Source organism: Methylomonas defluvii, assembly GCF_033949435.1.
Classification (GTDB): domain Bacteria; phylum Pseudomonadota; class Gammaproteobacteria; order Methylococcales; family Methylomonadaceae; genus Methylomonas; species Methylomonas defluvii.
Genome location: NZ_JAXARY010000014.1, coordinates 138,609 through 153,572, shown reverse-complemented (window position 1 = coordinate 153,572; position 14,964 = coordinate 138,609). Strand labels below are relative to the sequence as shown.

At 46.9% G+C, this 14,964-nt stretch carries 10 protein-coding genes; 2 read left to right on the top strand and 8 right to left on the bottom strand.

From position 1 onward, the window contains the following. Window positions 1-41: 41 nt before the first annotated feature. The 3 genes from QLH52_RS15740 to QLH52_RS15730 form a co-directional block, all read right to left on the bottom strand. On the bottom strand, window positions 42-2,117 hold the full coding sequence (locus tag QLH52_RS15740; RefSeq protein ID WP_319962191.1) for a Mu transposase C-terminal domain-containing protein: 2,076 nt from the start codon (window positions 2,115-2,117) through the stop codon (window positions 42-44). Further along, entirely contained in the window at window positions 2,080-2,838 is a 759-nt protein-coding gene (locus QLH52_RS15735) for a TnsA endonuclease N-terminal domain-containing protein (protein WP_319962190.1), read from the bottom strand. Before QLH52_RS15735 ends, QLH52_RS15740 begins: the two co-directional genes overlap by 38 nt. A 225-nt stretch (window positions 2,839-3,063) precedes the next feature. Further along, the gene (locus tag QLH52_RS15730) at window positions 3,064-3,357 is read right to left on the bottom strand and encodes a hypothetical protein (protein WP_319962189.1); all 294 of its coding nucleotides are present in this window, start codon (window positions 3,355-3,357) and stop codon (window positions 3,064-3,066) included. A gap of 171 nt (window positions 3,358-3,528) precedes the next feature. Between QLH52_RS15730 and QLH52_RS15725 the strand changes: the two genes are divergently transcribed. Then, the gene (locus tag QLH52_RS15725; RefSeq protein ID WP_319962188.1) at window positions 3,529-4,524 is read left to right on the top strand and encodes a hypothetical protein; all 996 of its coding nucleotides are present in this window, start codon (window positions 3,529-3,531) and stop codon (window positions 4,522-4,524) included. 457 nt (window positions 4,525-4,981) lie between these two features. On the opposite strand, the gene QLH52_RS15720 is transcribed toward QLH52_RS15725, so the two are convergent. From QLH52_RS15720 to dnaA, 5 genes are all read right to left on the bottom strand, one after another. Next, on the bottom strand, window positions 4,982-7,705 hold the full coding sequence (locus QLH52_RS15720; protein WP_319962187.1) for a DEAD/DEAH box helicase: 2,724 nt from the start codon (window positions 7,703-7,705) through the stop codon (window positions 4,982-4,984). 292 nt (window positions 7,706-7,997) lie between these two features. Then, a complete protein-coding gene (gene gyrB, locus QLH52_RS15715) occupies window positions 7,998-10,403 on the bottom strand; it encodes a DNA topoisomerase (ATP-hydrolyzing) subunit B (protein WP_205452401.1) in 2,406 nt (801 codons plus the stop codon). 120 nt (window positions 10,404-10,523) lie between these two features. Beyond that, window positions 10,524-11,597, bottom strand: coding sequence for a DNA replication/repair protein RecF (gene recF, locus QLH52_RS15710; RefSeq protein WP_205452399.1), 1,074 nt, complete (start codon window positions 11,595-11,597; stop codon window positions 10,524-10,526). 14 nt (window positions 11,598-11,611) lie between these two features. Next, entirely contained in the window at window positions 11,612-12,715 is a 1,104-nt protein-coding gene (gene dnaN, locus QLH52_RS15705) for a DNA polymerase III subunit beta (RefSeq protein ID WP_020484043.1), read from the bottom strand. A 189-nt stretch (window positions 12,716-12,904) separates the two neighbouring features. After that, complete coding sequence (gene dnaA, locus QLH52_RS15700; protein WP_205452398.1) at window positions 12,905-14,221, bottom strand: chromosomal replication initiator protein DnaA; 1,317 nt, start codon at window positions 14,219-14,221, stop codon at window positions 12,905-12,907. Window positions 14,222-14,342: 121 nt separating this feature from the next. Between dnaA and gmk the strand changes: the two genes are divergently transcribed. Beyond that, complete coding sequence (gene gmk / locus QLH52_RS15695; RefSeq protein ID WP_205452397.1) at window positions 14,343-14,957, top strand: guanylate kinase; 615 nt, start codon at window positions 14,343-14,345, stop codon at window positions 14,955-14,957. The last annotated feature ends 7 nt before the right edge of the window (window positions 14,958-14,964 follow it).

The window sequence follows — 14,964 nt, the reverse complement described above, 5'->3', positions numbered from 1 at the left end:
ATCGCGGGTTCGTAGCCAGTCACTTTTTCATCTTCCACGGTTCAAGTCGTTGTATTCTCCATTACAAATCCAGTTAGGGACAGTATCAATACAGGGAAGTTATTTTTGGCGAAATCCTTAGGCCGCTTAATTTGGAACGATTTGATGATGTCCTCTGACTTCATCTCCGCATTCTGGTCGACATCGGAGGACGGCGTTGGTTTGGTGTGCTTGATTACCTCGGCCGAATCCTGATTAGCAACGGTTGATAGCCCCGATCCGCTGGGTTTACTGCTGCTGATCCCGCGTAACGCCGCACTACGGCGCCGAGCCCGATGTTTCCGATTGATCATTAATCCTTCGATGGCTTGTGCCAGTTCATATCGAGCCCGTTCGAGAGCAACTTTATCGATAACCGCCTCGCCTTGCTCTCGCAGATATTCACGAATGAAGTCGTTCTGTTTTTCGGTGAGTCCATGGGCAAACGCGTAGTCGACGGCCTTCACCGTCACCGGCTCGACATCATTGGGACCCCAGACCTGGATTTCACCCAAGTCTTCCGGGTCGTAGACCAACCGAACTTTCACCCCCTCACCAAATCCCCGAAGTATGTGACCGAGCTCATCGCCACTGTAGCGGATGCCATGCAGGAAAATGCCGTCGCAGCGTAATGAACGCTCTTCAACTAATCCAATTCGGCGCTGCAACGTACGCAAATCATCGGGCAGTATAGGTTCGTGATGCGCAATGCTTTCTTGCCAGCGAGCCCATGGCGTTGTTTTACCGAGTCCTCGATGTTCATCCTGGGCATAAACATCAACCACCCACTTTTCGAAGATTTGCTTAAATTCGGCAAAGGTTAACAACGCCGCTTTTTCTGGATCGTAATCGCCGCGCAGATAAAATTTAGCGAAACTGGTGCCAGGCAACTGATGAGCAAAGAAGTAGTTGATCGTTTTTAGATAGCGCTCTACCACGCCTTTGAAACGGGGCGCATGCTTGGGACAGTATTGAATGCGAATGCCTAAATCGTAAGCAACGCTTTCCAGATCATCGCTATGGAACTCCAAGCCGTTATCGACCACCACTAATTCATGAAGACCGTAACAATTCCACGTATTAACGGTTTTTAGGTTTGCTATGACCGCAGTTGCTAACTTCTTGGGCAGAATGGCATGCCGTAAGGCCCCCATCACCGCCGTAGTCGAAGGGCTATCGAAACTCAAATAGTAGCCAAGCAACATCCGGCTATAGTGGTCGATAATCACGGTCAACGTTGGCCTGCCCAGAGGTAGCCAAGTTCTTTCGTCAACTAGGAATAGATCGAGCGGTGTATGATCAACTTCAACCCGCTCCAGGATACGAGAAGTTTTTACACCAGCTTTGCCGATCCTAAAACGCCTATCGGCAGCCGCCTTACCTTCCTTTAAGGCCACGAGTTCATAAGCCTCGGCACGCTCAACCAATCGGTACAAGGTGCGTAAGGATGGCGGTTTGATAGGCTCACCTCCGAGAGTGCGTTGATTCTCAAGGTCGATTTTGCCAAGCAAGCGCGTATACACGTTACGACAGGTCGCCTGCGGCGAGGCCTTAAAAGCTTCCTCCAAAGATTCTGCTACCAACTGGAGAATACGATCATTTTGCCGTAACTCTTTGGGACCACGAAGATCAGTTCTCGGAATGATCGCTCGCGGATCGTTAACTGATTTAAATCGACGAAACCAACGATATACGGTAATCACACCCGGCGGTTTTAAATCGCCGATTTCCGTAGCGGCCTGCCCAATCAACGGCTTCAAATACTCCGGTGTAAAAATCGGATTGCCATGATCGAGAATACTTTCAAGATAATATTTACGCCGCTTCACGGCGTTTCTAACGCCTTCAGAGAGTTCATCGAGCGGTCTTGAAAATGAAGGTACTAACGAGGTAGTAGTAGCAGAAGCAACATCAACTGTCTTCGCGGAAATTTTGCCTGCCCCGTACTCAGTGAGCAGTTGCTCACGACTGATCACCGAAAAATGGCCATCATTCGTGCTTTCCAGCAGTAAATCACCATTCGGTTGGATACGATCAATCCGATATGCAGTACCGTCCCAGTTAAAAACCCTGTTCTTGTGCAATGCAAAACCAGCCATTGTCTGCCCCCGTATTCAATTCAATTAAGGTTTCTTGAGTAATAGGCTGATCTAGGGAACAGCGCAGGTGGCCAGCTAACAATAGACTGTAAGGATCTATATCACTTAGCGTGATAAACCCACTGTAAGGATCGATACAAATTGTCCTCAGCAGGGCTGTCGCCTTTGCAATCGATACGGGGAAATGATGACGAACTTTATTGATTGCAACCCTCATGGCATCCGGCGATGGTGGAATTCGTCGAGCCCGATGATAGATCCAGCGTAGATTGGATAATCGTGGTTCCTGGCGAATGACTTGATCAGTCAAAATGACGAAAGGCTTTCCTGAGCGGTACATATGTTCGGCTACGCAACCGAGTTTATGTTGCACCTTGGCATGTTGGAGACTACTGACTGGCTTAACTTCGATGAATACGATTTCGCCGGTGCTCAACACCAATTCAAAGTCCGGAGTATAGCGGCGCAACTTGGGACCGTCTGGATAATGAAAGGTTATGGGTTGTTCACGATATCGGACAATATTGGGGGAGGCCTCGAAAAGATAACTAGCTTCGAGTTCTAGTAATCCCTCAAGGTGGACCATTCGCCCGTTCTTGCGGCTGGGGTATTTACAGCGAACAATGCCGCCTGATGGAGTGATGACGTTTCGAGCTCGTTTATGCACATCGCCGTCGGGTCGACGACCACGCCAAGCCCCTTGCCAAAGATTTGAGGACATATTTGTCTCCGTTAATCTAATTTCAGAGCGCACAATTCCTGCGCCCTGAGTAATGCGTTTAAAAAATGGTTCGCATAAACAGGCCGCAGGCTTGACACCCACGAAATTTAGATCAACAATTAAACTGTCAGGAGTACCAAATTCTCGACGGTTTCAAAAAAGCTTAGGGCGCCAACCCTAAGCTTTTTGTTTTTCTAAGCCTGTGTTTCAATCAAAACAGATTGCTTAGGTCATATCTTTTTCTCCTTCTTCTGGTAAATGTGTTTGAGAATTGGACATACGCTGCTTTGCCAACCAGCGTGCAACATCAATCGTTAACGCAAAATGACCACTTCGGCCTTCAATCTCAAATTCCGGCACCGACACCCGTTTCCGTAATCGGGCTTGCCGATAAGCGCCTGGACTCGCATAGCCTAAAACCTTCCACAAATCTCGACTAGCCAGCAAGGGCCCATACAGTCGAGTCAGCATCTCCTGCAATTCCTTGCATAGTGGTTCTGAGGAATTAATTTGTGCCATGTAACGTCCAGTATCGCTTAAATTTGCAGTCGTAGCTTAACCGAAATACCATCGAAATAAATTAGGATAATTCAGGGTAGGTTTGTACCAGAACCTGCGACTGTTTATTCAATATATCAATAACATACTATTTTTCGCGTCATCCGACGCGAAAATAAATTCGCCGCCATTTTGAAGACAAAAAAGAACATTTGCCCTATCAAAAGTTTACGCGTTCGCGCTTGGTATGAAGGTATCAAGCAACGCTCAAACTGCACTAACCCGCACCAGATTGAAAAGTTGATCGAAAATAAAATTCCTACACCTCTCCATCCAGATACGCCGTTAAGAAACAAATGGCGGCGATATAGGTTAGGAATAGAAGTGCCTAGACAAAAATTTGTTCAGAACGTAGATGTCGTATTTCCTGGTTCCGCCAGGGAATTTAATCATCCACTTTGGGAAATACTTCTGCGGGGCGATCAAGTAATATCAGACATCGATAACTGGATGGAGAAGCTCGAGCCAAAAGTTCAATTCGCTGTATTTGGCCAAAGTTATGAGGTCTTTCCGGTCAAATCCAGGCAACCCTTCAGCTCAAAGATAGGCCGAGAACTTGTCAAATTGGGCAATATAGATGCATTGGCGGCGATACTTCTATATTGGATAGAGTCAAAACAGCTTGGACAAGTTAATAACACTCAGAATCAGGCGCAGTATATGTACCGACTTTTGCTAATGCTGGGATTGGAATTAAAAGAACGGAATCTTGCCGAGGACCTTTTCGATCTTATATTAGAAAGAGTCTTTGATAGAACCAATTGGGGCACCAATTTAGAATTTGGTATCAACTATTCTCATTATCGGCGAGCATTCAATCTATTAAACGTCATGCTATACAAGTTTCCAGAATTGAAAGCTTTTTCCTCACGAAAAACTTGCAGCAGTGCAATGCATTTACTATTGGAGGGTAAACGGGGTCTTTCTATCAGTTGCGGATTAGATGTCGTGCTAACTCCTAACTGGCAATTTGGACCACCAACAGAAGGAGAATGGAATTCATGGGTCAGACATTACAAAGAATGGCTCTGGGGATGGACCCATCTGAACCGCACAACTATAGGCTATTATGGTGAAGACGATATATGGAAATCCCTTGGCCTTAACTCGCTTTCTAGTCGCGGCTGAAGCGCGTCATAATAATCTATCGCGCTTCGTCGACTAAAAGGTGCCATCTAGGTCGAAACGATAGTCCCCTTTGAAATTGCCAATTTGGCGGAACGATAGCAAGCAATTAGAAGCTGGATCAAGCTGTAATCGCAATCCTACACTCAGAAGCAATTCCTGACCCGCCCCCTATATCTACCGACAAACCAAGTTTCTATCCATGGTGGTATTCCTGTTCTTAGAAAAATCGTTTTAACTGATAATGCAAATGCACATCCAATATTTGACCGAGAGCCTGATTTGCAGAGGCTGGCATGCTTAAAGGGGGCGATTGGGTTGGAGTGAATACATAACATCCCTAGGGATCGCCTAGGTGATCTTGGGTATGACCCGGGAGCAAGATAGCTTATGCTGGAATTAGATCTAAGAAGAGTCACTTATCGCAAACATAACCTCGATTCAATTTGAATTAACGCTTTCACTCTTTATAGGTAGGCTTACCACCTAGACGTTGCAAGTCACTCAAGCCAGGCTGTCCTAACCATTCCAAAAAAGACTGCGCAGATAATGAGCCTAGCAGCACACGCAAAACCCCCTCAATGAACACATTATGTTCGATGAGGGTTATGTCATGCGCACCAGCGACCTTCTTCTTACAGGTTTCATCAAATTGGGGCTTACCAAGCGTCACACGCTTATAACTCCGGTCGTAATCTGCCGCTTTCTGAAGTACTGCCCAAGCCTCCTCCTTTCCAATCAACGGCACCTTCTTTTGAGTTGTTTTGCATTCTATTATGATCGTGATTGTACCCAGTTGTACCATCAGGTCAGGATCGTTCTGGCGTTTGCCATCATCTATTTCAGTGACGACCCAAGAAGGCTCCTCTCTCAAGAGAGCTGCTATAGCGGCCTCATAGGGGGTGCCAAGCTGCGTGTTACATTCATTTACCAGTTCGTCGACCCCAACGGATTTTGCGACTCGCGAATGTGCGTGTTTTAGTCGATCCTCTGTTATGCCGGATACCGAGGAGACTGCTTGAACCAGTGCCTCGGCACGCGTTTGATGACGTAAGATTGAAGTCAGTTTGTCAATGCTGATTGTCAACACGTCTTTGAGCGTTGTAATTCCTTGCGCTACTAGAGCCATAGCGCGCTGTCTTCCTAACCCGGGAACCTGGTGTTTCTGGGCGATACGCAAAACATCTAATGCTTCAGGGGGGGCACCCCAACGAACCATTCGCGACAACATTGCCAAATGGTTCGTCACATTCTGTGAACATTGGAATTCAGGCACACATGAGAGCTTTTGAAGGCCTTCTAGTACCCACGCAACATCGTTCGAGAGACGATGCAAATTCCCGGATGTGATGTTAGTCCGGTAAGCGATCTTCCTTTCCTGCTCCCCTTGAGAAAATAGCAATATCGCATGTGCGCACTGAGCCACCTGCAAATTCGCAGGATCCAATCTTACAAGTAGATTTAAGCCACGTAGTATTGACAGAGATTCATATTCCTCTTTTTGAAAAGTTAGAAAGCGAGTACGGTGCTTACCAATAAATTCTTCGCTGGACACGGCAGCATGAATTAACCCTGGAATTGCATCTTCAAACGCATCTTCCAAGCGATTTCGATATACTTCTAAGATTCTTGCAAATTGAACCGTTGTAGAGGGTAATAGCCCCGTTGATGCTGTTGCCGCACCAAATGGCGTTACCAACAGCTCCGTTTCTTCCTTGGTAATCAGTCTGTGATCCAACAGCCAGTTAATTGCATCAATCGTCTTGGCTTCCAGCGCTTGAAGTTTCACTGGATTAGTTTCAAGTGTTTGATACCAGTACAACGTATTTCTGAAGAATCCCATGACGGATTCGAGACTGTCCGCAAGACCAGCGGCAAGTAGAGACAAGATCGTTTTTCTCAATCCGACGGAGAAGTAACGTGATTCGAGCCGGTCATTCTCAGGTAAGACAAGTTGATTTGCATGCCCAAGTTCAACCTGATTTTTCGGAAGAATGATCGCGTATCCCTTTTCATGCATTCCTAAGCGTCCAGCTCTCCCAGACATGTTTCGATAATCCCATCTAGCGATACGTGTTCCCTTTCGCTCAAAATACTCGTACGTTAATTTCCAAAACAAAATGGTCCGAAAAGGAAAATTCACACCCGCTGCTAGAGTCGTCGTAGCAAAGCACACATCTATATCACCCTCGCTGATTCCACGCTCAATCACCTGTCTTTCCTGAGGCGAAAGGTCAGCCGTGTGAAATGTTACGTGGCGCTCCGCATTTGCACGAAGACTATTGGATGATTCGGTGGGTTCAGAGAAAAGTTCTAGCTGATTCGATAGCTCGATGCCCCGACTTTGCTTAGGCCGTCTCTGAGAAAAAGATTCTGCTAATTGTGTCGCTTCCCGGCGTGTTTCAGTGAACACAAGAATGGGGCCTCGATCAAGCTCCAAAAGCTTAGAAACCACATCTTCTACGTTAAAAGGCGCTCTGCCACCAACATCGACCAACTCACCTTGTTCTTGACCAAAGGTCGTTGCGTGTGCCTGCCCGTTGAACCAAATTTCCTGATGTAGCGGAATGTCACGATGACTACTTGAAACCATTTTACATTCCATCCATCCAGCCAAATCTTCCGCATTTTCCACTGTAGCTGTTAACGCAATGAACTGACCGATACCACGTTGCCGGAGCGCTGAGCACAAAGTTTCGATTTCGGGACCTCTTCCATCCTCCCGAAGGATCTGAAGTTCATCCGCAATGACCACTGAATCATTAGGTCGAAGCTGTCCGGCCAACAATAAACCCAACGCCTTTTCGTAAGTAGCTATCATGAACTGGGCATCAACATCGCCTTCCTCACGATCGCCGGTACTAAGGCCAACCGAGGCCAAAGGTATTGGAGCTTCTTCCCCAAAGCGTTGACGAAAATCTAGATACTTTTGATCGGCAAGCGCTTTATGTGAGACAAGATAAATGATTTGCCTACCATTCCGAAGACCGGCGAGAGCCGCAAGTTCACCAACGAGTGTTTTTCCGGAAGATGTCGGTGCGCTGACGAATATGCTCTCTCCCTGTATTACCCCAGCGTCTAATGCTCGCTGTTGAATAACAGTAAGCGACTGAATTCCCCAACTCGTTAATGTTCCCTTGATGAAATCATCAAATCCGTTTGCTACCACTGACTGAATTTCCATTGTTTTCCTTAGAATCTTTCTGGCACTATTAATAACAGCCAATCTACATCATTGTTTTACGCTCCAAAGCTGCGCCCAAACGGCACCAATCGACGATTGGTTTATTCATTCTGACCATCTATACCATTTGTTCCAACTCAAAAAAAACCAGATTCCCATAGGGTTACCTGGTTTTCTAAAGTGCTTTTGAAAATTTAGCATTAGGTGAAATTGCCGGATTATTTCACTATCTATGTCACTATTTTTTCACTAACTTGGCACACTTTTCACTAATTGTGGCATCCGACAACCGTTACACGTCCAAGTTCGCCACATCCAAGGCGTTCTTAACTATGAAATCCCGACGCGGTTCCACCACATCGCCCATTAGGGTGGTGAAGATTTCGTCGGCGGCAACTACGTCGTTGATGGTGACTTGCAGCATGCGGCGGCCGTTGGCGTCGAGAGTGGTTTCCCAAAGCTGTTCCGGGTTCATTTCGCCCAAACCTTTGTAGCGCTGGATATGCTGGCCTTTTTTGACTTCTTTCATCATCCATTCGAATGCTTGCTTAAAGTTATCCACTTGCTGTTCGCGTTCGCCCATGCGCATGACGGAGGTTTCGCCGAACATGCTGAGGGTTTTTTCCACGTAGCGGGCGATTTTTTGATAATCGTTGCCGGCAAAGAACGGTGCGTGCAAAACAAAGCTTTTGGTGATGCCGTGCAAGCGTTTGCTGACTTCCACATCAAAATCATCGCTCCCGCGATATTTTAATTGGGTGCTGAATATAGCCTTATGGCCGCCTTCGTTCAGATTTTTTTGCAGTAAATCCAACCAGGCTTGCAGCTTTTGCTGGTCGGCTTTGATTTCGTCGCTTAACACCTGCATGTAGGTCATTTGCTCCAGGTACAGGTCGTCGTAGCGTCTGGACAGGCGATTGATGATGCTCATCACGTCGGCAAATTCCGTCGCCAGTTTTTCCAGGCCTTGGCCTTGGATCACCGGGGTGTCGGCATCGGTTTGTAGTTGAGCTTTGTCCAACGCCAATTGGATCAAGTATTGGTTTAAGGCGTTGTCGTCTTTGACGTAATGTTCTTGTTTACCTTTTTTGACTTTGTACAACGGCGGTTGGGCGATGTAGATGTGGCCGCGCTCGACCAGCTCCGGCAATTGCCGATAGAAGAAAGTCAGTAGCAGGGTGCGAATGTGCGAGCCGTCGACGTCCGCGTCGGTCATGATGATGATGCGGTGGTAGCGGAGTTTATCGATGTTGTATTCGTCTTTACCGATGCCGCAGCCCAACGCGGTGATCAGGGTGCCGACTTCTTCCGAGGAAATCATTCTGTCGAAGCGGGCGCGTTCCACGTTAAGAATTTTACCTTTCAACGGCAGAATAGCTTGGGTACGGCGATCACGGCCTTGCTTTGCTGAGCCGCCCGCCGAGTCCCCTTCCACGATGAACAGTTCGGACAAGGCCGGGTCTTTTTCCTGGCAATCGGCGAGTTTGCCGGGTAAACCGGCAATATCCAGGGTGGTTTTGCGGCGGGTCATTTCCCGAGCTTTTCTAGCCGCTTCACGTGCTCTGGCTGCATCGATAATTTTGGCGGCAATGGCTTTGGCAACTTGCGGTTGTTCCAGTAAGAACTCTTGCAGTTTTTCGTTCATGGTCGATTCGACCAAGGGTTTGACTTCCGATGACACCAATTTGTCTTTGGTCTGCGAGGAGAACTTGGGATCGGGGACTTTCACCGATAACACGGCAGTTAAACCTTCGCGGGCGTCGTCGCCGGTGGTGGCGACCTTTTCTTTTTTAGCCAAGCCGTTGGTTTCGATGTATTGGTTGATGGTACGAGTCAAGGCGCCTCTAAAGCCGGCCAAATGCGTACCGCCGTCGCGTTGCGGAATGTTGTTGGTATAGCAGAATACGTTCTCTTGGTAGGAGTCGTTCCATTGCATCGCCACTTCCACCGTGACGCCTTCTTTCTCGGCGACAAAGTGAAAAACTTTTTCAAACAATGGTGTTTTGTTTTTGTTGAGATGTTGGACGAAGGCACTGATGCCGCCTTCAAATTCGAATACATCTTCCTTGCCGGTTCTTTCGTCGCGCAAGGAGATTCGCACGCCGGAATTCAAAAACGACAGTTCGCGCAAACGCTTGGCGAGGATGTCGTAGTGAAATTCGATATTGGTGAAGATAGTTGGGCTGGGCTTGAAGTTGATGTAGGTGCCGCTGCCCTCACAATCACCTATCACCGCTAGCGGCGCTACGGGCTCCCCGAGCACGTATTTTTGCATGTGCAGTTTGCCGTTCTTGCGGATCTTCAACGTTAACTCTTCAGACAAGGCATTCACCACGGAGACGCCTACGCCGTGTAAACCGCCGGAGACTTTGTAGGCGTTGTCGTCAAACTTACCGCCGGCATGCAGGATGGTCATAATTACTTCGGCGGCGGAGCGGCCTTCTTCCTTGTGTATATCCACCGGAATACCGCGACCATCGTCGTAAACGGATACGGACCCATTTTCATGAATAACGACATCGACGCCTTTGCAATAACCAGCCAGCGCTTCGTCGATGGAGTTATCGACCACTTCGAACACCATGTGATGCAAGCCGGAACCGTCATCGGTGTCGCCAATGTACATGCCTGGACGTTTTCTGACCGCATCCAAGCCTTTTAGTACGGTGATATTCGAACTGTCGTAATTTTCACTCATGGGTATATCCATTGTGTTGTGTTTTACCGCAACGATGCCCGGTCTTCATGTCACGCATGAATCGGTTGTATCGTGTGTGATGGGAGTTGTTAATTTTTATTATTTGTTCCACGTGAAACATCAAAATTGTTTTACATCGCCTTGTTCCACGTGAAACCATTTATAGTTTTCTACTGTACTTAAGTCGCCAAAATCAGCTATATCGGTACTGCTGATAAAAACCTGGCAACTCAATCCAACGAGGTATTTTATCAATTTTGCCCGGTTTTCTGTATCCAATTCGGACGCTAGATCGTCAATGAGAATGACGCACGAGTATGGGCTTTCCTGGTTTAATAAAGTCACTTGCGCTAACAACAAAGCCAAGACCAAAAGCTTTTGTTGCCCGCGTGACAGATAGTCTTTCGCCAGTCTTTTGTTTTGATAAGTTTGAAAATCCGCCCGGTGCGGGCCGCTATGTGTAAAGCCATAGCGCATATCTCGGTCTAGATCGTTTTTCAAAATAAAGTCTAAGGCTTGTCTATCGTCCCAGCCTGGCAAGAAGCGTAAATCGACATCATCCTTATCCAAAAAATGACCAGCCATTTCTAAAAACACCGGTTGCAAGCTGGCGACATAGGCCAAACGAAAATCGTTAATCACCTGCCCATATTCCACAAGTTCTTTGTCCCAGGCCGGAAGCTGTTTGATTTGCCGGGTTTTCAACAAAGCGTTGCGTTGCTGCAAAGCCTTATTAAACTTGCGCCAACAGGGCAGAAAGTTTTTGTGCTGATTAAAAATCCCCCAGTCTAAAAACTCTCTACGGATTTGCGGCCCGGAGTCCAGCAAGCGATAACTCTTGGGATGAATCAATTGCACCGGCAATGCGTAAGCCAAATCCGCTTTTTGCCGATCTTCCTGATCGATGCGGATCTGGCATTGTTTATTGTCAATCTGTATCCCCAACGTACTGACTGAACCGGACTGTTGCCGATTTTGTGCCGACACGGTCAATTGCGACTGTTCGAAAGAAATTGCCTGCTTGGTATGGGTCGTTCTAAACGAACGGGATCTACCCAAAATAAAAATAGCTTCCAGCAGCGAACTCTTGCCGCTGGCATTGGCGCCGGTGATGAAATTAATGGCGGGCGACGGCGAGATACTTGCGGAATGGATGTTTCTGACCGACAGCACATCCAGCTTTAACAAGGTCATAATCCCTGGACAACCTACATCCGCATCGGCATCACAATAAATTTAAATAAAGGCTGTTCGGGTTCTTCAATAAAACAACTGCTGGCATTGCCGGCTATGGTTAGCACCGCCATTTCGGAGTCCAAATTAGATACAGCATCCAACATGTACTGCGAGTTAAACGAAATACTCAACGGCTCACCTTGATAATCGATGATCAACTCTTCCTCGGCCTCGTCATGCTCAGGATTATGCGTACTGAGTTTCAGCAAATCGCCGGATATATCGAAAGTCACGCCCTTGTATTTTTCATTAGACAGAATCGCCACCCGCGTTAACGCATCTCTCAAGACTTGTTTTTGGATTAGCAAAGGACTCATAAAGCTTTGATTAAACACTTTACTGAAATCCGGAAACTTGGCATCGATCAGTTTGGAGGAGAACACTACATCCTTGTAATAAATTCGGATGTTGTTGCTGGAAAACTGGATGTTTAGTTCAGCGTCTGCATCGTCCAGCAAGCGGCTAAGTTCCTGCACCGCTTTTCTGGGCATGATAATGCGGGATTCATAACCGGTCGCTTGTCCTATATCGTCTTCATAAATCGACAAACGATGACCATCGGAAGCGACCAGCTTTAGCTTGGAATTACTCACGTTCAACAACAAACCGTTCAAGTAATAGCGTACATCTTGATTAGCCATGCAAAACACGGTTTTATCCAACGCCTTCTTGAATTTGCCGGCATTCAGCAAAAAGCTGTGTTCAAACTCTGACTCATTGAATTCAGGGTAGTGTTCAGCTGGCAAGGTACTTAAGGAAAATCTGCTGCGGCCGGAGACAACTTTGACTTTATCGTCTTGCAACTCGAAATGAATTTCCGCGCCATTGGGTAATAAGCGGCAAATATCCAGAAATTTCCTAGCAGGAACCGTGATTTCCCCGGAATGCGCTATTGATTCGATATTTAACTTAGCAACGATCTGGATTTCCGTATCCGTACCGGTCATGACCAGTTGCTCGTCGCTAGCCTGCAACAACACATTGGACAGAATCGGCATGGTCTGCCTTTTCTCGATAACGCTGACGATTTGCTGCAGCGGCGGCAAAATTTGATCTCGGCTAATAATAAATTTCATATAAATATCTTTTATATATTGTTACTACTATGTAAACAAAAAGCTGTGGAAAACCGGTTTTATCTAATTTAAATCAAAATCTTAGCATGTATCAAACATTGTTGCCGGATACCGTTTTAGCTTGTATGAGGTTTGTGGATAACCTGGATAGGGTATTTTCGGCACACTTTATCCACAACTTAAGCGCAATTAATGCGATAAGGTTCTCAACAGGTTTTTGTAATCTTCCGCCATCTTCACATCGTCATCTTTCAACTCAGCCACCCGCTTGCAGGCATTGATGACTGTGGTGTGATCGCGTCCGCCAAATGCATCACCAATTTCCGGATAACTGTGCGAGGTCAATTCCCTAGCCAGGCACATCGCCACCTGTCTGGGTCGGGTGATGGATTGTTTGCGGTTTTTTGAGGATAAATCGGCTACCCTGATCTTGAAATATTCAGCCACGGTCTTTTGAATGTTATCGATACTGATCAACTTGTCTTGCAAGCTGATCAAATCGTGCAACGCTTCCTTGGTAAATTCCAAGGTAATGTCGCGGCCGGTAAATTGTGAGTTGGCTACCACCCGCCGTAATGCACCTTCCAAATCTCTAACATTGGAAGGTATCCGCTTGGCGATAAAAAAGGCTATGTCTTGATCCAGATCCACACCGACCTGCATAGCCTTTTTAATCAAGATGGCGGCCCGGGTTTCCAGATCCGGCGGTTCGATAGCCACTGGCAAACCCCAACCGAAGCGCGATTTCAAACGATCTTCCAAACCGTCGATTTCCTTGGGATATTTGTCGCAAGTCAAAACCACCTGATGTTTGTTATCCAGCAGGTTGTTAAAGGTGTGAAAAAACTCTTCCTGCGAACGCTCCTTACCGGCCAGAAACTGGATGTCGTCCATCAATAAAATATCGATGCTGCGATAGTATTCTTTAAATTGGTTGATGCTGTTTTGTTGCAACGCCTTGACCATGTCCTGCACAAACTTCTCGGAATGCAGATAGACGATATTGGCGTCGGGCTTTTTCAACAACACCGCGTTACCGATGGCATGCATCAAGTGGGTTTTACCCAGACCGGAACTGCCGTAGATAAACAGCGGGTTGTAGACTTTGCCGATATTGTCGGAAACCGTCATCGAAGCCGCTCTGGCCAATTGATTGGATTTACCTTCCACAAAGCTTTCAAAGGTGAAGGCTTTGTTTAAAAAATTCGGTTGATTCTTCTTTTGCGTCGGACTCTTATTAAGTGCCGGTGCTTTGATGGCCGGCGATTTTTTACTGCCGATTTCAAACTGCACCGCCAAAGTTGCATTGGAAAATTCGTTTACGGAGTCTTCGATGATCGCGAAAAAATGCTGTTTGATGTGGTCGATAATAAACCGGTTGGGGGCAAGCAATTTTAACTGGCTGTCGCTTTCCACTGCTTGCAGCGGCCTGATCCAGGTGCTGAAATCGGTACTGGGAATTTCATGTTCAAGCTTGGCCAGGCAGTTGTTCCAAATCACACTCATCGGCATTCAAGAAGGGGCTTAGAAAGGCCTTGCATGATACCACAGTGACCGCTTAGGGCTTGACTCTGTGGACGTTATCAGAAAAGAATGACGGCCGCATGGATTACCCTCATTACTACACATGATTTCGGGCAAACTTTATATTATTTCCGCACCATCCGGGGCAGGCAAAACCAGTCTTGTTAAACAACTGATTGCCGAGATGGACGATCTGGCCGTGTCGGTATCCCACACGACGCGAGCTATGCGCAGTGGCGAACAGGATGGCGTCGATTACTTCTTTGTTTCGGTCGAGACTTTTAAAGCCATGATCGAGCGGCAAGCTTTTTTAGAGCATGCGCAAGTGTTCGACAACTTTTATGGCACAGCACAACAGACCGTAGAAGATAATCTGGCTAAAGGGCTGGATGTGATCTTGGAAATCGATTGGCAAGGCGCTCAGCAAGTCAGAAGGATGTTGCCGGAAAGCCTGTCGATTTTCATCCTGCCGCCGTCTATCGAGGTATTGAGCCAGCGTTTGCAAAATCGCGGTCAGGATAATCCTGAAGTGATTGCCCGGCGCATGCGCGATGCGGTGACGGAAATGAGCCATTATCCGGAGTACGATTATTTGATCGTTAACGACGATTTCAGTCTGGCGTTGCAGCAATTAAAAAGCATTGTGACCGCAAACCGCTTAACCCAAAATCAACAACAAAAAACCTTGGCAGCATTGCTGCAAGATTTACTTAACTAATAGAACT

What these genes read in the sequence shown, in the direction of transcription:
- dnaN (WP_020484043.1), bottom strand. Translation starts at nt 12,715, where the DNA reads ATGAAATTTATTATTAGCCGAGATCAAATTTTGCCGCCGCTGCAGCAA.
- recF (WP_205452399.1), bottom strand. Translation starts at nt 11,597, where the DNA reads ATGACCTTGTTAAAGCTGGATGTGCTGTCGGTCAGAAACATCCATTCC.
- gyrB (WP_205452401.1), bottom strand. Translation starts at nt 10,403, where the DNA reads ATGAGTGAAAATTACGACAGTTCGAATATCACCGTACTAAAAGGCTTG.
- dnaA (WP_205452398.1), bottom strand. Translation starts at nt 14,221, where the DNA reads ATGAGTGTGATTTGGAACAACTGCCTGGCCAAGCTTGAACATGAAATT.
- QLH52_RS15730 (WP_319962189.1), bottom strand. Translation starts at nt 3,357, where the DNA reads ATGGCACAAATTAATTCCTCAGAACCACTATGCAAGGAATTGCAGGAG.
- QLH52_RS15740 (WP_319962191.1), bottom strand. Translation starts at nt 2,117, where the DNA reads ATGGCTGGTTTTGCATTGCACAAGAACAGGGTTTTTAACTGGGACGGT.
- QLH52_RS15720 (WP_319962187.1), bottom strand. Translation starts at nt 7,705, where the DNA reads ATGGAAATTCAGTCAGTGGTAGCAAACGGATTTGATGATTTCATCAAG.
- gmk (WP_205452397.1), top strand. Translation starts at nt 14,343, where the DNA reads ATGATTTCGGGCAAACTTTATATTATTTCCGCACCATCCGGGGCAGGC.
- QLH52_RS15735 (WP_319962190.1), bottom strand. Translation starts at nt 2,838, where the DNA reads ATGTCCTCAAATCTTTGGCAAGGGGCTTGGCGTGGTCGTCGACCCGAC.